Annotated in this window: 17 protein-coding genes; all 17 read left to right on the top strand. The window is 36.4% G+C overall.

The window, feature by feature from the left end:
* The first annotated feature begins 82 nt into the window (after positions 1 to 82).
* Positions 83 to 1,375, top strand: coding sequence for an EF-P 5-aminopentanol modification-associated protein YfmF (yfmF, locus tag KGF86_RS07170; protein WP_211741471.1), 1,293 nt, complete (start codon positions 83 to 85; stop codon positions 1,373 to 1,375).
* Positions 1,368 to 2,651, top strand: a complete 1,284-nt coding sequence (gene yfmH / locus KGF86_RS07165) for an EF-P 5-aminopentanol modification-associated protein YfmH (RefSeq protein ID WP_211741470.1) — start codon at positions 1,368 to 1,370, stop codon at positions 2,649 to 2,651. Before yfmF ends, yfmH begins: the two co-directional genes overlap by 8 nt.
* 9 nt (positions 2,652 to 2,660) lie before the next feature.
* Positions 2,661 to 3,374 (top strand): elongation factor P 5-aminopentanone reductase, encoded by a 714-nt coding sequence (gene ymfI, locus KGF86_RS07160; protein WP_186868736.1) that lies wholly within the window; start codon positions 2,661 to 2,663, stop codon positions 3,372 to 3,374.
* Positions 3,375 to 3,462: 88 nt separating this feature from the next.
* Positions 3,463 to 3,720, top strand: a complete 258-nt coding sequence (locus KGF86_RS07155) for a DUF3243 domain-containing protein (protein ID WP_186868737.1) — start codon at positions 3,463 to 3,465, stop codon at positions 3,718 to 3,720.
* 168 nt (positions 3,721 to 3,888) lie between these two features.
* Positions 3,889 to 4,680, top strand: coding sequence for a DUF3388 domain-containing protein (locus KGF86_RS07150; protein ID WP_186868738.1), 792 nt, complete (start codon positions 3,889 to 3,891; stop codon positions 4,678 to 4,680).
* Positions 4,681 to 5,613 carry a helix-turn-helix domain-containing protein gene (locus tag KGF86_RS07145; protein WP_186868739.1) on the top strand — a complete coding sequence of 311 codons (933 nt, stop codon included), beginning with the start codon at positions 4,681 to 4,683 and terminating at the stop codon, positions 5,611 to 5,613.
* 71 nt (positions 5,614 to 5,684) lie between these two features.
* Positions 5,685 to 6,263 carry a CDP-diacylglycerol--glycerol-3-phosphate 3-phosphatidyltransferase gene (pgsA, locus tag KGF86_RS07140; protein WP_186868740.1) on the top strand — a complete coding sequence of 193 codons (579 nt, stop codon included), beginning with the start codon at positions 5,685 to 5,687 and terminating at the stop codon, positions 6,261 to 6,263.
* Entirely contained in the window at positions 6,263 to 7,522 is a 1,260-nt protein-coding gene (locus KGF86_RS07135) for a competence/damage-inducible protein A (RefSeq protein ID WP_186868741.1), read from the top strand. Before pgsA ends, KGF86_RS07135 begins: the two co-directional genes overlap by 1 nt.
* 161 nt (positions 7,523 to 7,683) lie before the next feature.
* On the top strand, positions 7,684 to 8,721 hold the full coding sequence (gene recA / locus KGF86_RS07130; protein WP_186868742.1) for a recombinase RecA: 1,038 nt from the start codon (positions 7,684 to 7,686) through the stop codon (positions 8,719 to 8,721).
* A gap of 250 nt (positions 8,722 to 8,971) precedes the next feature.
* Positions 8,972 to 10,582, top strand: coding sequence for a ribonuclease Y (rny, locus tag KGF86_RS07125; RefSeq protein ID WP_186868743.1), 1,611 nt, complete (start codon positions 8,972 to 8,974; stop codon positions 10,580 to 10,582).
* A 132-nt stretch (positions 10,583 to 10,714) separates the two neighbouring features.
* The gene (locus tag KGF86_RS07120; protein ID WP_186868744.1) at positions 10,715 to 11,512 is read left to right on the top strand and encodes a TIGR00282 family metallophosphoesterase; all 798 of its coding nucleotides are present in this window, start codon (positions 10,715 to 10,717) and stop codon (positions 11,510 to 11,512) included.
* A 124-nt stretch (positions 11,513 to 11,636) separates the two neighbouring features.
* Positions 11,637 to 11,897, top strand: coding sequence for a stage V sporulation protein SpoVS (gene spoVS / locus KGF86_RS07115; RefSeq protein WP_010093295.1), 261 nt, complete (start codon positions 11,637 to 11,639; stop codon positions 11,895 to 11,897).
* 309 nt (positions 11,898 to 12,206) lie between these two features.
* Positions 12,207 to 13,784: a tRNA (N6-isopentenyl adenosine(37)-C2)-methylthiotransferase MiaB gene (gene miaB, locus KGF86_RS07110; protein WP_186868745.1), complete on the top strand. Its 1,578-nt coding sequence runs from the start codon at positions 12,207 to 12,209 to the stop codon at positions 13,782 to 13,784.
* The gene (locus KGF86_RS07105) at positions 13,785 to 14,213 is read left to right on the top strand and encodes a YlbF/YmcA family competence regulator (RefSeq protein WP_211741469.1); all 429 of its coding nucleotides are present in this window, start codon (positions 13,785 to 13,787) and stop codon (positions 14,211 to 14,213) included.
* A 390-nt stretch (positions 14,214 to 14,603) separates the two neighbouring features.
* Positions 14,604 to 15,185 carry an outer spore coat protein CotE gene (cotE, locus tag KGF86_RS07100; protein WP_186868747.1) on the top strand — a complete coding sequence of 194 codons (582 nt, stop codon included), beginning with the start codon at positions 14,604 to 14,606 and terminating at the stop codon, positions 15,183 to 15,185.
* 116 nt (positions 15,186 to 15,301) lie between these two features.
* Positions 15,302 to 17,887: a DNA mismatch repair protein MutS gene (gene mutS / locus KGF86_RS07095; RefSeq protein ID WP_186868748.1), complete on the top strand. Its 2,586-nt coding sequence runs from the start codon at positions 15,302 to 15,304 to the stop codon at positions 17,885 to 17,887.
* A 25-nt stretch (positions 17,888 to 17,912) separates the two neighbouring features.
* Entirely contained in the window at positions 17,913 to 19,763 is a 1,851-nt protein-coding gene (gene mutL / locus KGF86_RS07090; protein WP_211741468.1) for a DNA mismatch repair endonuclease MutL, read from the top strand.
* Positions 19,764 to 19,776: the final 13 nt, after the last annotated feature.

Below are 19,776 nucleotides of genomic sequence, written 5' to 3'. Positions count from 1 at the left end.
TAATAAAACATTCATTGATTATGAAAAAAGGTACAAACTAAAGATTAGCTTGTTTTGAATGTATAAAATTGGAGGAAGAGATATGGTTATGATTCAAGAAGATGTGAAGAATCTGAATGGTTTAAATTTACATTTGATACCAAATGATAAATTCAAAACGGTAAACATCGTTATAAAATTTAAGGCTCCATTAAATCGTGAAACCATTACGAAAAGGGCATTGTTACCTTATGTGTTGCAGCAAGGTCCTAAAGAATATCCAAGCCGAAAGGAATTGCAAATCGCATTAGATAATCTTTACGGGGCTGTATTGTCTATTGATGGTGGGAAAAAAGGTAATCATCATATCCTCAGTTTTCGATTAGAAGTTGCCAATGAAAAATTCATCCCGAATGAGTCGAATATTATAGAAGAGGCGGTTAGGCTGCTTAATGAAGTCATCTTTCATCCGAATGTTAGGAATGATTCCTTTCATGAAGATATTATCAATCGGGAAAAAGAAACCCTCAGACAAAAAATAAAGTCGGTTATTGATGATAAAATGAAATATGCCAATATGAGATTAATTGATGAAATGTGTGATGGGGAAGCATATCAATTACATGTTAGTGGTTACGAAGAAGATTTAGATGATATATCAGCAACTGATTTATATCAATATTATGAGAAGCTATTAAAAGAAGACCAAATCGATATCTATGTGCTTGGTGATGTGAAGGAAGATAAAATCCAAGAGCTAATCGGAGTAAATTTTGAAAGAAAAAGTGAAGGTACTTCCAATAAGGTAGTAGAGGAAGAACCGAAAGTTACTTCAAAGGATCCAAAGGAAGTAATTGATAAACAACATGTACAACAAGCAAAGCTTCATATCGGTTATCGTACAAATATCCGTTTCCAAGATGAAAAGTATCCTGCTCTTCAAGTTTTTAATGGAATATTAGGTGCTTTTCCAAGCTCTAAATTGTTTATAAATGTCCGGGAGAAGAATAGTCTGGCGTATTATGCATCGTCAAGGTTAGAGAGTCATAAAGGCTTATTGTTAGTATTCAGTGGGATCGCTCCTCAGGATTATGAAAAAGCAAGAGAAATTATGGAAAAGCAAATGACAGCTATGAAAAATGGCGATATTACAGAAGATGAACTGAAAGAAACAAAGGATTTAATAATCAATCAATTATTAGAAACATTAGATCATCCCCAAGGAATTATAGAAATGCTGTATCAGCAGGTAATCGCAGGTACTACCTTACAGCCAGATCAACTCATCGAAAAGATTAAAGAGGTAAAAGTGGAAGATGTTGTGGAAGTAGGTAAGCATATTGTAGAAGATACCGTCTACTTACTGACTAGTGAAGGGGGATCAAATAATGGATAAGAAACAGTATACGCATATTGAGGAAACATTATATCACCGCAAGTTAGATAATGGATTATCAGTATTTTTATTACCAAGGCCACAAATGTCTAAAACCTATGCCATATTCTCGACCAATTATGGATCCATTGATCGGACATTTGTACCAATTGGCGAAAGCGAACAAATTACGGTTCCGGATGGTATTGCCCACTTTTTAGAGCACAAATTGTTTGAGAAGAAGGACCGGGATGTATTTGCTGATTTTGGAAAAAATGGAGCATCCGCAAATGCCTATACATCGTTTACCAAAACGGCTTATTTATTTTCTGCAACGGCAAATGTGGAAGAAAATGTAAAAATATTACTGGACTTTGTACAAGACCCTTATTTCTCTGAAGAATCAGTTGAAAAAGAAAAGGGGATTATCGGACAGGAAATCAAAATGTATGACGATCAGCCTGATTGGCAATCGTTCATGGGAACATTGAAAAGCTTATTTCAAGAAACTCCTGTCAATATCGATATAGCGGGTACAGTCGAATCCATAAATGAAATTACGAAGGATGACTTATATACATGTTATAACACGTTTTATCATCCGGAAAACATGACACTTTTTATTGCGGGTAAATTTGATCCGGATGATATGATGCAGTTGATTGAAGATAATCAACGTTCAAAGAGCTTTGAAAAACTGGAAGAGATTCAACGCGATTATCCGAAAGAACCTATTGAAGTGGCTAAAAAGGAAAACAACATCGTAATGCCGGTTTCAGTCGCTAAGTGTACGGTTGGTATCAAAGAATCAACAGAAGAACTTAAAGGGGAAGAATTTGTAAAGAAAGACATTCTGCAGGATATGATACTAACGTATTATTTTTCGAAGAGCGGGCAGTTCTATGAAGAACTATATCAAGAAAAAATCATCGATTCGAGCTTCTATTTTGAAACGAATTTAGAAAAAAGCTTTGGTTATTCTATTCTTGGTGGAAACTCAGATAACCCAGACCAATTTGTTTCGAAGCTGAAAGAATTGTTACTTTCGACTACAACACATGAAATACATGAGGATGACTTCGAACGAATGAAGCGAAAGAAAATTGGTCAATTATTACGTTCTATGAATTCACTTGAAAATATCGCAAGTAAGTACATTCATTATCATACTGTTGGTGTGGATTACTTCGAATTAATTCCTATGATACAAAGCTTATCCGTAGAGGATGCAAATAAATTTTTAAAACTATGGATTACAGAAGAGCGATTAGGTGTTTGCAAAATTGTAGCAGAGTAAGGAGAAGAAATGGGGAACGTATTAATTATTGGAGCAAGTGGAGAGATTGGGAGTCAAATAGCACTTCAATTAGGGAAAGAAGGTTATTCTCTCATCCTTCATTATCATCAAAATTATCACTCACTCGAACAGTTGATAAAAGAGATTCCAGATCATCAGTTGTTAGACTGTATTCAAGCTGATTTGACAAATGAACAAGGCATTAACCGTTTAATTGGAAACATTGCTTATCCAATTGATGCAGTAATTTTCTCAAGTGGAATCGCATATTACGGCCTATTACAAGATACGCCGGAAAAAGTGATGGATGACATGTTATCCATTCATGTAAAAGCGCCATTAGCTATAGTGAAAAGTATCCTACCTGATATGATAAGAAGAAAATCTGGGAAAATCATTATGATTTCCTCTATTTGGGGGGAAATTGGCGCAAGTTATGAAGTGGTTTATTCGACTGTTAAAGGAGCACAAAATGCATTCGTAAAGGCTTTAGCAAAGGAAGTTGGACCAAGTGGAATTACAGTCAATGCAATTAGTCCGGGTTTTATCGATACAAAGATGAATCCATTATCTCAGGAAGAAAAGGCGCAATTAATGGAAGAAATTCCTCTTAATCGTCCAGGGAAGCCTGAAGATGTAGCCAATGCGGTTACTTTTTTGCTAAGTCAACAAGGTGCATATATACATGGAGAAATATTGCGTATTAGTGGTGGATGGGACTAAATATTTTCTTTCTTCCTAGCAAATCATGCATAATCAATAGAAAAAATCAAATACTATGCATGATGTATTATGAGAAGGAGGAATGAACATGTCTGTACTTGACAACTTTGACTCATGGAAGCAATTTTTAGCTAATAGATTAGAACAAGCTCAGTCACAAGGGATGTCTCAAGACACCATTTCACAAGTGGCTTATGAGGTTGGAGATTATCTTGCCAAAAGTGTTGATGCAAAAAATAGTGAGGAAGCGGTGCTTCGTGAACTATGGAATGCAGCTTCCAAAGAAGAACAGCAAGCAATCGCCAATTCCATGGTAAAATTAGTCCAAAATCAAGCTAATCAATAAGTGAACAACTGCTATAAAAGAAGCTACGTATCATTCGTAGCTTCTTTTATATTCAAAAATATAAATCTTTAAGGATAATTTGAATTAATAGCTTTAAACAATAGTCAAAATCATATATTATAAAGGTATAGGTACTTTGGGGTTAATTTGGGAAATGGAGAGTTTTGAGTGGCAAAAACAGAATGGTATTTAGAATATGAAATTCAAATTAATCGCCCTGGTTTATTAGGGGAGATATCTTCTTTGCTAGGGATGCTTTCGATTTTTATTGTAACCATTAACGGTGTCGAAAACGGTCGAAGAGGTATGTTGCTGCTTGCTGATAATAACGAACAGATTACTCGTTTACGACTAATCCTACAAACGATGGACACGATTCAAGTGACCAAGCTACGTAAATCAAAATTACGTGATCGTTTAGCAGTGAGACATGGCAAATACATACATCGGGATGCAGATGACCGTAAGACGGTTCGTTTTGTTCGTGATGAACTTGGAATCTTAGTTGATTTTATGGCTGAATTATATAAACAAGAAGGTCATAAATTAATTGGGATTAGAGGAATGCCTCGAGTTGGGAAAACGGAGTCCATTGTTGCTGCTAGTGTATGTGCAAATAAACGATGGTTATTCGTATCCAGTACGCTGATTAAACAAACAGTACGTAATGAACTAATAGCTGGAGAATATAGTAGTGATAATATTTATATTATTGATGGTATTGTTTCACACCGAAAGGCAAGTGAAAAGCATTGGCAATTAATCCGTGAAATAATGCAGCTTCCGGCAATTAAAGTAGTGGAGCATCCGGATATATTTGTACAATCTACAGAGTATAATATTGATGATTTTGATTACATTATAGAACTACGGAGTGACGAGGATGAGGAAATTACATATGAAGTAGTGGAAAATACGCAATTTAATCAGGATAATGGTTTTTCAATGTTCGATTATTAAATGGATGGTGTTAATATGGGAATAGGTGCGAGATTAAAAGAAGCAAGAATTGCAAATGACATTTCATTTGAAGAGCTTCAGGATACAACAAAAATACAGAAAAGATATCTTGTTGCAATAGAAGAAGAAAATTTCTCTGTTTTACCAGGAAAGTTTTATGCAAAGGCATTTATTAAGGAATATGCAATTGCGGTTGGACTAGATCCCAATGAACTGATGGAGGAATATAAGGAAGATATTCCTTCCCCTGAGGAGGATACTACCACGCAATACACAAGGATTCAACGGTCGAGAAAGGATAATATGCCAACGAAAAGTAGTGCTATATTCTCATTTATTCCTACTTTAACTGTTGTTATATTAGTCATTGGTATTCTCTTTTTAGCTTGGTGGTTTACAACGAAGAATGATGCAAAAGATGAAGAGGCACCAATCGAACAAAATGAAGGTGAGTTTTACCGGTCCGAAAATAGTAATCCGAATACCGGTAATGTAGATGAGAATGGTGAAAACGAAACAGAAGAAGAGTCTAACGAGGATCCTCCTGATGCTGGTGATAATACAGAAGAAAATGAAGAAGATCCAGAGCTTAGCATAGTTGTTACTGAAGAAGGGCAAGTACCAAGACCACAATCGGAGCTTGAATTGACCAATGTTGGTGAAGAATTAATTCTAGAGTTTATTGCTACCCAAGATGTATGGCTTGATGTAGATAATGCAGATGGACAAAAATTCTATGGAGCAATTGTAACAGCTAATGAACCGGTTGAATTGGATTTAACTGGTGAAACACGTATCTTATTGAACATTGGTAATACACCAGGTTTAACTGTTAAAATAAATGGTGTTGAGTTAGAATATCCTGTTGATCCAACATTAAGAGGAGCAGACCATCAACGTTTATGGTTAAACGTAGTTGAATCAAATGAATAGGATAAAAACCCTTCTAGTAGCAATATGCTAAAAGAGGGGTTTTGTCCCTTTATTATGAAGGAGTATGAAAGATGAATATACCAAATCGAATTACCCTATCTAGAATTTTATTAATTCCTATTTTTATTCTGTTACTGATCCTTCCCTTAAATTGGGGAGAGTGGTCTATTGGTGATAATACTTTACCAGTATCCCATTTTATCGCTGCTTTACTTTTCATTATTGCTTCTGCAACGGACTGGATTGATGGTCATTATGCTAGAAAACATAATCTTGTTACCAATTTAGGGAAATTTCTAGATCCTTTAGCAGATAAATTATTAGTTTCTGCCGCTTTAATCTTATTAGTTGAAATTGGAGCGGCACCTGCATGGGTAGTGATTATTATTATTAGTAGAGAGTTCGCTGTAACAGGACTTCGATTAGTTGCTGCTGGTGAAGGGATTGTCCTTGCGGCAGGGAAAATGGGGAAATTAAAAACCGCTACGCAAATGATTGCTATAGCAGCACTTTTATTACATAATTTCCCATTCTCTTTTGTTGGTTTTCCTTTTGCTACAATCATGCTTTATGTGGCATTATTCTTTACCGTACTTTCTGGTTACGACTATTTTGCCAAAAATATTCATGTAATGAGGGATTCTAAATAATGAAGCAGATTAAAACGGAAATTATTGCTGTTGGTACAGAACTTTTGTTAGGCCAAATAGCTAATACAAACGCACAATGGATTTCGGAACAACTCGCTCTCCAAGGAATAAACGTTTATTATCATGGTGTTGTCGGAGATAATTTGACCAGAGTTAAAGATACGTTTGCTTTGGCTAACGACCGATCTGATGTAGTTATTGTTACGGGAGGGCTTGGTCCTACAGATGATGATTTAACCCGAGAAGCATTTCAATTAATGAGCGGTTTAACAATGGTAGAACATCCTGCTTCCATGGAGAAGATAGAGGCTGTTTTTGCTAAACAGAATAGTCAAATGACCCCAAATAACCGTAAACAAGCAAGGGTATTTAAGGATTCTCTAGTTTTTCATAATCCAGTTGGAATGGCACCAGGTATGCTCGTTCACTACAATGATACGATTTGGATTTTCTTGCCAGGTGTTCCTCGTGAGATGAAAGCTATTATGGTAGATGAGGTTTTACCCATTTTAAGAAAAGAATTGAATCTAACGGAAATCATTAAATCGTATGTTCTAAGATTTATAGGAATTGGAGAATCGAAACTTGAACATGAACTAAAAGAGTTAATGGAGCAGCAACAAAACCCAACCATTGCACCATTAGCACAAAGTAATGGCATTGTACTACGATTAACAGCTAAAGCAGCCAGTGAAGATGAAGCTATCGTTATGTTGGAAGAAACAAAGGCAAACGTTTTAGCTAAGGTTCATCCATTCTATGTCGGAATGAATGATGAAACGATTGAACAATCTATTATCAATAATTTAAAAGAGCTAAAACTAACCCTTGCCTCAGCAGAAAGTCTAACCGGTGGGAAGTTTATCGAGAAAATCATCTCCGTACCTGGTGCCTCAGAAGTCTGCAAAGGTTCGATTGTTTGCTATGACGAATCGGTAAAGCGAGATGTATTAGGGGTTTCAGAGGAAATTCTTACATCTTATGGTACGGTTAGTAGAGAATGTGCATTGGAAATGTCTAAGAATGTAGCTCAAAAGCTACATTCTAGTATTGGCATTAGTTTTACCGGGATTGCTGGTCCAGATGCTGTCGAAGGGAAACCAGTGGGGACGGTTTATGTTTCTGTGTTTGTTCAAGATAAAGTTCACCTTGTCGAGAAATTTGAATTGATAGGGGATAGAGCTAGTATACGCCATCGTGCTGTTATGAAAGGTTTTGAACTTTTATTTAATCTATTAAAACAGAATTTATTCGATTAATATTTCAAGAAAAATCGATTATAGGTCTATGGAAATGCCTGTAATCGATTTTTAAAAGGAAAATACCTTATAAAAAAGGGGAACATTTATTCGTTTTTTTGCTTGGCAAAATGATAAAAACAATGTATGATAGATATAGTTAATTTAAGGAGGTAGTTTCGTTGAGTGATAGAAAACAGGCCTTAGACATGGCTTTAAAGCAAATAGAAAAGCAGTTCGGTAAAGGTTCCGTCATGAAATTAGGAGAACAAGCAGGTCAGAAACTAGCGACCACCTCTAGTGGCTCCCTAGCATTGGATATAGCACTAGGTATAGGTGGATATCCGAAAGGAAGAATTATTGAAATTTATGGACCAGAATCTTCTGGTAAGACAACCGTCGCATTACATGCGATTGCTGAGGCACAAAAAGAAGGTGGACAAGCTGCATTTATTGATGCGGAGCATGCACTTGATCCAACATATGCAAGAGCACTAGGTGTTAATATAGATGAATTATTACTATCTCAACCGGATACAGGTGAGCAAGCACTAGAAATAGCGGAAGCATTAGTGCGTAGTGGAGCAGTAGATATTCTAGTAGTGGACTCAGTAGCTGCATTAGTTCCGAAAGCAGAAATTGAGGGAGAAATGGGAGATTCCCATATGGGACTACAAGCTAGACTGATGTCACAAGCTTTAAGAAAACTTTCTGGTGCGATCAATAAGTCGAAAACCACTGCCATTTTCATTAACCAAGTCCGTGAGAAAATCGGTGTTATGTTTGGTAATCCAGAAACTACTCCTGGTGGACGTGCCTTGAAATTCTATTCATCTGTTAGATTAGAAGTGCGCCGTGCGGAAACATTGAAACAAGGTAATGATATGATTGGTAATAGAGCGAAAATAAAAGTAGTTAAAAACAAAGTAGCACCACCATTTAAAACAGCAGAAGTCGATATTATGTATGGTGAGGGTATTTCCATAGAAGGTGAAATACTTGATATCGGTTCCGATTTAGATGTTGTTCAGAAAAGTGGGGCTTGGTATGCTTACCAAGGTGAAAGGTTAGGGCAAGGTAGAGAGAATGCTAAAGTATTCTTAAAGGAAAATCAAGATATTATGGATGAAATTCATCAGGCTATTCGTGATCACTATCAACTAGATGGTGAAGTGGAACGTGAAGAAGGCGAGCCAGAACAAGAAACACTTGATGTTTAAGCAATTTGTTGACTGAAATTGTAAAAGGGTCTTTCACCTTTAACATATATGCTATTCTTTAATGCGTATTATGTTGGGTGAATAGACCTTTTTTTGTATACTAATTAATGGAAAACATATTCATTTTATTTTTGTCGATTCCTTGACATTATTTTTCTGGACAGATAAAATTAAATTGTATAATTTTATATTTTTATTATACGATTTTAAATTATTCATTGAATATGGTACATGCCGACAATTTAAATGAATGAACCGAAACAATTTTATAGCAAGAGGAGGTGAAAACGTGGAAGATTTAAATCTACTCATCTCCATTTTGCTTGCCTTATTATTCCTTATAGTCGGTTTGTTTGTTGGTTATCTGATTCGTAAATCTATAGCAGAAGCTAAAATTTCCAGTGCGGAAAATTTAGCAAAGCAAATAGTTGAAGAAGCACATCGAAATGCAGATGCCGCTAAAAAAGAGGCGCTTCTTGAGGCGAAGGATGAGAATCATAAACTTCGTCAGCAGACAGAGCAAGAATTACGTGAACGTCGTTCTGAAGTACAAAAGCAAGAAAATCGCCTGATGCAAAGAGAAGAAAATCTGGATAGAAAAAGTGAAACATTGGATAAGCGTGAGTTGATGCTTGAAAAACGTGAACAATCGCTTACAGAAAAACAACAACAAATTGAAGAAATGGAAAGCAAAGTGGAAGCAATGTTACATGAGCAGCAAACGGAGCTTGAGCGCATTTCTGGATATACTACTGATCAGGCAAGAAGCATCATTTTAGAGCGACTTGAAAAGGAATTAGCACATGAATCAGCAATTATGGTTAAAGAATCTGAGAATCGTGCCAAAGAAGAAGCAGATAAGAAAGCAAAAAGCATCTTATCTTTAGCATTACAACGCTGTGCTGCAGACCACGTTGCTGAGACTACTGTATCTGTTGTGAATCTTCCTAATGATGAAATGAAAGGTCGTATTATTGGTCGTGAAGGTCGAAACATTCGTACATTAGAAACGTTAACAGGAATCGATTTAATCATTGATGATACACCAGAAGCAGTCATTCTATCTGGTTTTGACCCGATTCGTAGAGAAACTGCTCGTATAGCGTTAGAAAAACTCGTACAAGACGGTAGAATTCACCCAGCGAGAATTGAAGAAATGGTGGATAAAGCTCGTCGTGAAGTGGATGAGTATATACGGGAAGTTGGGGAAGAAACAACATTTGAGGTTGGTGTACATGGTCTACATCCTGATCTAATTAAAATTCTCGGTCGCCTAAAATATCGTACAAGCTATGGTCAAAACGTATTGAAACATTCAACAGAAGTTGCATATTTATCAGGTTTACTTGCTGCTGAATTAGGTGAAGATGTAAGATTGGCAAGAAGAGCTGGATTACTTCATGATATTGGGAAAGCAATTGATCATGAAGTGGAAGGAAGCCACGTTGAAATTGGTAAAGAGCTTGCAACGAAATACAAAGAACACGAAGTTGTAATCAATGCGATTGCTTCTCACCATGGTGATGAAGAACCTACTTCTATCATTTCAGTACTAGTAGCAGCTGCTGATGCTTTATCTGCTGCACGACCAGGTGCTAGAAGTGAAACATTGGAAAATTATATTAAACGTCTAGAGAAGTTAGAAGAAATTTCTGAGTCGTTCGCAGGTGTTGAAAAATCATTTGCCATCCAAGCCGGAAGAGAGATTCGAATCATGGTGAAGCCGGATGAAATAGATGATATAGATTCTGCACGTATTGCAAGAGATATTCGTAAACGTATTGAAAGTGAGCTTGATTATCCAGGTCATATTAAAGTGACTGTAATTCGTGAAACGAGAGCAGTAGAATATGCTAAATAACAGGTAACGAAGTAAGTGGGGGATAATAGCCCCCACTTTTTATATGTCCTTTTTTTCATTGGATTACTTTGACATTAGGTAAAGGATATGAAAAACTAATAACATATTGAAATGATAAGGATGATTAATAAGATGAAGATTTTATTTATTGGAGATGTTTTTGGGTCTCCTGGAAGAGATATGGTACAAGAATATTTACCTAGATTAAAAGACAAATATAAACCGCATGCTATTATTATAAATGGAGAAAACGCTGCTTCAGGCAAGGGAATTACCGAGAAAATTTATAAACAATTTATGGGACTTGGTGCACAAGTGATTACAATGGGGAATCATACTTGGGATAAGAAGGACATCTTTGAATTTATAGATGATGCGAAGAATTTAATTAGACCTGCTAATTTTCCAGAAGGAACCCCAGGAAAGGGGTTAACCTTTATCAACATAAATGGAATTGAAATAGCAGTTATGAACTTACAAGGGCGCACATTTTTACCAGCAATAGACGATCCATTTACAAAAGCAGATGAATTAATTGCGGATGCTAAGAAGAGAACTAATCTAATCTTTTTAGACTTTCATGCCGAAGCTACTAGTGAAAAACAAGCGATGGGTTGGTATGTGGATGGCCGTGTAAGTGCAGTAGTTGGTACGCATACACATACACAAACAGCAGATAATCGCATTTTACCAGGTGGTACGGCATATATTACAGATGTAGGGATGACTGGACCTTATGATGGGATATTAGGAGTTGAACGGGAGGCGGTACTGAAAAGGTTTTTAACCAGTTTACCTGTTCGATTTGAACCAGATACCAATGGGCGGAATCAATTAAATGGGGTCTTAGTATCTATTAATGAGGAAAGCGGAAAAGCAACTAAAATTGAGAGAATCATGATTAATGAAGATCATCCTTTCTTTTCATAGGTCTTCAAGTAGTGGGGATATTTGAATTTTTCGAATTGTTGATGCATAATAAGGTTATAAGCTAACGGTTAAGAGAATATAGTAGCAGTAGGAACTATAATAGGAAATGAAGGAGGTACTAGTATTGGAAATATTAAAGGTCTCAGCTAAATCAAACCCAAATTCAGTAGCGGGAGCACTTGCGAATGTATTACGCGAACGTGGCACAGCAGAAATTCAAGCTATAGGCGCTGGAGCACTTAACCAGGCCGTCAAAGCAGTTGCAATCGCTAGAGGATTTGTGGCCCCTAGTGGAGTGGATTTAATTTGCATTCCTGCCTTTACAGACATTATGATCGACAACGAGGAAAGAACAGCAATTAAATTAATTGTTGAACCAAGATAGCCTACTGAATACATAGTGTTACGCTAATATGCGTAGCACTTTTATTTTTGCTCGGGGAATAATATTGACCAAGTATTTTATCCCGTTGTAAGAAAGTAGCTAGTTAAATATGAGCAGTCTACTGTAGGCCATCGGTAGCTACTTCCGGTTTATATTGAGCACCAGCCTCCACTATTACAAGTGAAGAATAGATTAAAATTAATTGTGTCGTTTTCTCACAATTATTGTTAAATTCATGGAAAGGCTTTATACTGTAATAATGAGTAATGATACATATTTTTTCCTGACCATTAGAAAGGAGATCGTCTGATGAATGAAAAACAACGACTAGAACAAGCACAAATAAATCCAGTTCAATCTACTGAATTTAATTCAGAGCAAGATAATATGGAACGTTTAAAGAAAATGTCTAGTGATGATTTAATTGCCAAATATTTTCAAACTAGTTATCAACCACCTGATTTAAAGAAAGCTAGAAAGCGTCGTAGAGAAGAAGTACAATTTCATTATGACTTTAGTATTCCAGAAGATATGCAGGAAATCGGAAAAGGGAAGAAGTTTCTCATCCGTACATATGGTTGTCAAATGAATGAACATGATACGGAAGTCATGGCAGGTATTCTTACAGAAATGGGATATGAGTCTACCACAGAAACAAGTGAAGCAGATCTCATCTTACTCAATACCTGTGCTATACGTGAAAACGCGGAGAATAAGGTATTTGGTGAAATTGGACACTTAAAGCCACTAAAAGTTGAGAAGCCGGACCTAATCCTAGGTGTTTGTGGTTGTATGTCTCAAGAAGAATCTGTCGTTGATCGTATCATGAAGAAACATCAGCATATTGACTTAGTATTCGGTACACATAATATCCATCGTTTACCACATTTATTAAAAGAAGCAATGTTTGGAAAGGCCCAAGTGGTTGAAGTATGGTCTAAAGAAGGGGACATTATTGAAAACCTTCCAAAGGTCCGAAATGGGAAGATTAAAGCATGGGTAAATATTATGTATGGCTGTGATAAATTCTGTACTTACTGTATAGTTCCAATGACAAGAGGTAAGGAAAGAAGCCGTAGACCAGAAGATATTATACAGGAAATCCGTCAATTAGCTGCTCAAGGGTATCAAGAGATTACGTTGCTTGGCCAAAATGTTAATGCTTATGGTAAGGATTTTGAGGATATCGAGTATCGATTCGGTGATTTAATGGATGATATCCATAAAATTGATATACCACGTGTTCGTTTTACAACATCCCATCCTAGAGACTTTGATGATCACCTGATTGAAGTTCTAGCAAAAGGTGGAAACTTACTTGACCACATTCACCTACCAGTACAATCTGGTAGTAATGAAGTTTTAAAACGAATGAATCGTAAATATACACGTGAAGATTACCTTGAGTTAGTTCGCAAAATCCGTGAAGCTATTCCGAATGTAACATTAACAACAGATATTATAGTAGGATTCCCGAATGAAACGGAAGAACAATTTGAGGAAACGATGTCACTTGTAGAAGAAGTAGGGTTCGAGGCTGCGTATACGTTTATCTACTCTCCTCGTGAAGGTACACCTGCAGCTAAGAAGAAAGATGATGTGCCAGAAGAAGTGAAGAAGAAACGTCTTTATCGTTTAAATGAACTTGTCAACAAGCAATCTGCTGCTTCCATGAAGTCGTATGAGAATAAAGTTGTCAAAGTACTGGTAGAAGGCGAAAGTAAAAAAGATCCTGATGTTCTGGCTGGATATACAGAGAAGAACAAACTAGTTAACTTCAAAGGACCAAAGTCTGCAATTGGTAAAATTGTAGAGGTAAAAATAACTGAAGCAAAGACATGGTCATTGAACGGTGTTATGGTTGAAAATACAGTAGAGGTGAAATAAATGGCTGAATATACTCGTACACAAATATTAGAAGAAGCAAAAAAATTAGCCGATATGCTTGCTAATACAGAAGAAATTGATCGGTTTAAGCAAGTGGAAGCAAAGATCAATGAAAATAAAAAGGTCCAAAAATTGATCCAAAAAATTAAGACGTTACAGAAGCAAGCAGTTAACTTCCAAGCCTATGAAAAAAGAGAGGCGCTAAAACGTATAGAGGAAGAGATAGATCGTCTACAAGCAGAAATTGACGAAATTCCAATTGTACAGGAATTTAAAGAAACTCAAATCGTTGTCAATGACGTATTGCAGCTCGTGTCTAAAACGATCGCACGCGAAGTAACGAATAAAGTAATTGAATCAACTGGTGGAGATCCATTATCAGGGAAAACAGCTACAGGAGAAAAAAATAGTGTAGGTTGTGACCATTAAGAGGTCGGTTTTAAAGAAATAAGCATGTAAATCGTAAAGAATAATGGAAGTGGCTGGGATACAAGAGTATTTATTTTTAAGTCTTTTAGTTTATTTTCAGCCACTTTTTCACATTACCAATACTTTGTAAAATCGCACTAAAAAGGAAATCATGATTAAGTAGTTGAAAAAACATAATAGTGACCATCTATATAACTTGGAAATAATGAGAATTAAAGAGCCTGCTATAAAGGCTCTTTTGCTTTCCCATTCTAAACCCTAAAAGACCTGCTGTGAAACGGTTATCGCCTATTTTACGAAATTCCTTTTCACTCTTTCTTCATTCATTATGCACTTTAGGTATTTGTCTTGCATAAAATGACTATGAAAAAAGAGGAGGTTTACGTCATTATGAGTTTTCTAGATAAAGACTACCGAGAAATAATTACAAAAGCGGTTATCGGTAAGGGTAAAAAATTCACACAGGCAACTCATTCCGTTTCGCCATCACATAGACCTACAAGTATCCTTGGATGCTGGGTAATAAATCATCTATATAATGCAAAGAAAAAATCAGAGGATACCATTGAAGTTAACGGAAGCTATGAGATTAATATTTGGTATTCCTATAATGATAATACAAAAACGGAGGTAGTTACAGAGCGAGTAACATACTGTGACTATATTCCTCTAGGTGTTTTAGATGAGAATTGCATTAACGATGATTATGATGTGATTTGTAAAGTATTACAACAACCTAATTGCTTGGAGTGCAGAATTTCAAACCAAGGAAATAAAATTCTTGTAGATATTGAAAGAGAATTTTTGGTTCAAGTGCTAGGCGAAACAAAAGTATTTGTTAAGGTAAAACCTAAAGCTCACAAACATCAAGATGAAGAGGAAAGCTGGGATTACGCACTTACCGAAGATGAATTGAGTGATTTAAATCCAGACTTTCTAGAAAGTAGTTCAAGTAGTAGAAGTAAAGATTAATCAACTTACGGGGATGTTCCTCGTAAGTTTTTTTTTGGTAAATTGAGCTATAAGTCCTTCTTTTCATTTTATGCTATAATAATAGAATAATATGTAGGCTTTTGGAGGATTTTGTAATGGCAAAATATACACCGATGATGGAACAATATTTAAAGATAAAAGCAGAATATAAAGATGCATTTCTATTTTTCCGCTTAGGCGATTTTTACGAAATGTTTTTTGATGATGCGATTCAGGCATCTAGAGAATTAGAAATCACGTTAACGAAACGTGATGCAGGAAAAGAAGATCCTATTCCAATGTGTGGCGTACCATACCATGCTGCGGAAAACTATATAAAGAATCTAGTTGAAAAAGGGTATAAAGTAGCCATTTGTGAGCAGGTGGAGGATCCCAAGACGGCCAAAGGTGTTGTGAAACGTGAAGTGGTACAACTGATCACACCAGGTACTGTAATGGAAAGTGCCATGTTAAATGAACGGAACAATAATTATATCGCCAGTTTATCCCATTTTCATGATGGATCATTTGTTATTGTATACTGTGATCTTTCCACTGGTGAGAGCCGCATTGCCCAGATTGCTTCTGGTTTTGACCGTGTCATTCATGAGTTTTATAATCAACCGATTAAAGAGATTGTTATTTCTTCTGAACTCCCTGAGGAATTACAAAAGCAATTAACAGATCGGTTACACGTAACATTATCCTATCAGGATGAGGTTACATTCAATGGAGAGTATCGTGACATTTGTGAGAATCTAAACGACGAAAGATTAGTGAAAGCTTTTAGTAGGATATTAAATTACGTCCAACATACACAAAAAAGGTCACTAGATCATCTAAAGCAGGCAGAAGTACTAGAGCTTGATCACTTCCTTTCTTTGGACATGTATTCGAAACGAAATCTGGAACTGACGGAAACAATACTTCGAAAAGGAAGACACGGTAGTCTATTGTGGGTGTTAGATAAGACAGTCACTGCAATGGGTTCGCGTATGTTAAAAAAATGGCTAGAACGTCCACTACTAGACCGCATACAGATAGAGAAACGCTTAGAAGCGGTAGAAGGATTTTATCAGTCATTTATGGAGAGAGATGCACTTCGAGATAGTTTGAAATCTGTATATGATTTAGAGCGATTAGCTGGAAGGATTGCATTTGGTAATGTGAATGCAAGAGATCTTATACAATTAAAAAAATCGTTAAAACGGATTCCGGAGATAAAAGGACTACTTTCAACCATTGACAATAAGGAAATTAGAGGTTTAGCAACACTGCTAGAATATCCAGAGGACTTAGTTAACTTGCTAGAACAAAGTATCATGGAAGATCCACCTATTTCCATTAAAGAAGGGTCCATTATCAAGAATGGTTACAACGAGCAGCTCGACACCTATCGAGATGCATCTAGAAATGGAAAGAAATGGATTGCAGAACTTGAGCAAAAAGAAAAGCAAGAAACTAATATTAAATCATTAAAGATTGGGTATAATCGGGTGTTTGGTTATTATATTGAAGTAACGAAGGCTAACTTACACCTGTTACCTGAAGGAAAATATGAGCGAAAGCAAACGTTAACGAATGCAGAAAGATTTATCACCCCTGAATTAAAAGAAAAAGAGCAGTTGATTTTAGAAGCAGAAGAAAAAAGTGTTGAATTAGAATACACATTATTTACAGAAATACGGGAGCAAATTAAAGCGCAAATTCCTAGAATTCAATTTTTGGCAGATGTTGTAAGTAAAATTGATGTTTTACAAGCTTTTGCGACAGTCAGTGAAGTAAATAATTATCATCGTCCTACGTTTTCGGAAAATAAGCTTCAAGTGAAAAATGGTAGACATCCTGTGATTGAACAGGTGATGAATGATGGAACATTTGTCCCGAATGACATCGTGTTAGATGATGAGAAAAGTATTCTATTAATCACAGGTCCGAATATGTCTGGTAAAAGCACGTATATGAGACAGCTAGCATTAATCGCTATTATGGGGCAAATTGGTTGTTTCGTACCATGTGATGAAGCGGAGCTGATGATTTTTGACCAAATCTTTACTCGGATTGGTGCTGCCGATGACCTTGTATCCGGACAAAGTACTTTCATGGTCGAAATGTTGGAGGCCAATCATGCCATTGAGCATGCAACAGATCGGAGTCTAATCCTGTTAGATGAAATTGGACGAGGCACTAGTACGTATGATGGTATGGCTCTTGCCCAAGCCATTGTAGAATATATACATGATCATATTCATGCCAAGACTTTATTTTCTACCCATTATCATGAACTAACGGCACTAGAAGAAAATCTACCTAGATTACGTAATATTCATGTTCGTGCGGAAGAATATGAGGGAAATGTCGTCTTTTTACACCAAATAAAAGAAGGGGCAGCAGACAAAAGCTATGGAATTCATGTAGCTAAACTTGCAAACCTACCAGATAAATTAATCGGACGGGCGAGTGTTATTTTAGAGCAATTGGAAAATCATGAAGTGAAGGAGAATATCCAGGAGTCCAATCAGCTTTCCTTATTTGAGGAGGAAGTAAAACCAGTGAAGGAGAAGATTACACCTCCTCTGGAAGATAGGAAACTAGTAGATGCAATAAATCAAATCGATTTATTTGATATGACTCCGTTAGAGGCCATGAACGAATTACATCGCTTGCAAAAATTAGTGAAACAAAACATGATATCAAAGTAGTAATTAATAGAAAGGGTTCTTTCTAATGAAAATATTTCAAATGCCAGATTCTCTAGCGAATAAAATAGCAGCAGGAGAGGTTGTGGAAAGACCCGCCTCTGTTGTCAAAGAATTAGTTGAAAATAGTATTGATGCTGGTAGTACCTGGGTGAAAATAGAATTACATGAAGCAGGCTTAGAGCAAATTAAAATTACAGACGATGGTGAAGGGATGGTTGAAGAGGATGTGGAACGGGCGTTTCTTCGCCATGCAACTAGTAAAATAAGAAATGAATCCGACTTATTCCATGTTCATACGCTTGGATTTCGTGGGGAGGCGTTAGCGAGTATCGCGTCTGTAAGTAGATTAACGATTAGAACTTCTCAAGGGGATGCTGCTGGAACGTACTTATCCCTTGAAGGTGGCATCGTAACGGAGCGGGGGAAAAGTGATGCTAGAAAAGGTACTGAGATAACAGTGTCAGACCTATTCTATAATACACCTGCACGTTTAAAATATATGAAGACTATTCACACGGAGCTTGGTCATATTACAGATCTATTAAATAGGCTAGCATTATCCCATCCAGAAGTTCGGTTTGAGGCAACACATAACGGGAAATCTTTATTTAAAACGCCTGGTACTGGAGATTTACTACAAGTTATCGCGCAAATATATGGAATGGGTGTCGCGAGGAAGATGTTACCTATTAAAGGCGAGACTTTAGATTTCAAGATTAGTGGGTTTATAGCTAAGCCAGAAATCACTCGTGCATCACGAAATTACATTTCTATTCTATTAAATGGTCGTTATATTAAAAGTATACCGTTAAATCAAGCGATAATTCGTGGATACCATACGCTGCTACCTATAGGGCGGTCGCCGATTGCAGTTCTAGCAATCGAAATGGATCCTTATTTAGTTGATGTTAATGTCCATCCAACAAAATTGGAGGCTCGTTTTAGTAAAGATAAAGAATTGTTTACACTAGTTGAGCAATTGATACAAGATACATTTAGACAAACTAGACTAATTCCAGAGATTGAACAAAAACCGGTGGTAAAGCCTAGACCATCCATTCAACATACAATGGATTTTGATCGGTCTGCTACAATTTTAAAGGAAACGATAGAACCTACGAATAAATTGGATAATTATCCAGCGTACCAACCAGAAGTAAAACAAGATATTATAGTAGATCAAGATGGAAAGCACCATCATGTTCAAGAAAAAGAAGAACGATTTGGTTCTGAGCCGGAAGAAGTAATTACACCGACTCCTGTAGTACAAGAAGAAGGCATTCCTTCTGAAGACCGAGTTCCAACCATGTATCCAATTGGCCAACTACACGGCACCTATATTCTTGCTCAAAATGAGAATGGATTTTATATGATTGATCAGCATGCTGCACAGGAACGGATTAAATATGAATTCTTTAAGAAAAAGTTAGGAAAAACGACCAATGAGGTTCAAGAATTGCTAATTCCATTAACATTCGAGTTTTCGAAGCAGGAGTCTATCTTTATCGACCATTACCGGGATGAATTAGAAAGTGTTGGGCTATTCTTCGAAGATTTTGGTAATCAAACGTATATTATTCGATCCTATCCAAACTGGTTTCCAAAGGGATTTGAAGAAGAAGTCATTCGTGAAATGATAGATCAAATTATGCATGATGAACGAATTAATGTTGAGTCGATACGGGAAGAGGCGGCCATTTTAATGTCATGCAAACGTTCCATCAAAGCGAATCATCACTTAAACCATGATGACATGTTTCGCTTGCTGGAAGATTTAAGAAAAACGACTGATCCATTTACATGCCCACATGGTCGGCCGATCATTATTCATTTTTCTACGTATGAGTTAGAAAAAATGTTTAAACGTGTGATGTAATAGGTATATTTCA

Origin of the sequence: Ornithinibacillus massiliensis (genome assembly GCF_018310345.1) — a bacterium.
Lineage (GTDB): Bacteria > Bacillota > Bacilli > Bacillales > Amphibacillaceae > Ornithinibacillus > Ornithinibacillus massiliensis.
The sequence above is the reverse complement of the archived record's forward strand: the minus strand, read 5'-3'. Positions and strand labels throughout refer to the sequence as shown.

Coding starts and splice junctions, on each gene's coding strand:
- KGF86_RS07155 (WP_186868737.1), top strand. CDS start 3,463: ATGTCTGTACTTGACAACTTTGACTCATGGAAGCAATTTTTAGCTAAT.
- KGF86_RS07145 (WP_186868739.1), top strand. CDS start 4,681: ATGGATGGTGTTAATATGGGAATAGGTGCGAGATTAAAAGAAGCAAGA.
- KGF86_RS07120 (WP_186868744.1), top strand. CDS start 10,715: ATGAAGATTTTATTTATTGGAGATGTTTTTGGGTCTCCTGGAAGAGAT.
- cotE (WP_186868747.1), top strand. CDS start 14,604: ATGAGTTTTCTAGATAAAGACTACCGAGAAATAATTACAAAAGCGGTT.
- KGF86_RS07135 (WP_186868741.1), top strand. CDS start 6,263: ATGAAGCAGATTAAAACGGAAATTATTGCTGTTGGTACAGAACTTTTG.
- mutL (WP_211741468.1), top strand. CDS start 17,913: ATGAAAATATTTCAAATGCCAGATTCTCTAGCGAATAAAATAGCAGCA.
- KGF86_RS07105 (WP_211741469.1), top strand. CDS start 13,785: ATGGCTGAATATACTCGTACACAAATATTAGAAGAAGCAAAAAAATTA.
- rny (WP_186868743.1), top strand. CDS start 8,972: ATGAACCGAAACAATTTTATAGCAAGAGGAGGTGAAAACGTGGAAGAT.
- yfmH (WP_211741470.1), top strand. CDS start 1,368: ATGGATAAGAAACAGTATACGCATATTGAGGAAACATTATATCACCGC.
- mutS (WP_186868748.1), top strand. CDS start 15,302: ATGGCAAAATATACACCGATGATGGAACAATATTTAAAGATAAAAGCA.
- pgsA (WP_186868740.1), top strand. CDS start 5,685: ATGAATATACCAAATCGAATTACCCTATCTAGAATTTTATTAATTCCT.
- ymfI (WP_186868736.1), top strand. CDS start 2,661: ATGGGGAACGTATTAATTATTGGAGCAAGTGGAGAGATTGGGAGTCAA.
- yfmF (WP_211741471.1), top strand. CDS start 83: ATGGTTATGATTCAAGAAGATGTGAAGAATCTGAATGGTTTAAATTTA.
- miaB (WP_186868745.1), top strand. CDS start 12,207: ATGAATGAAAAACAACGACTAGAACAAGCACAAATAAATCCAGTTCAA.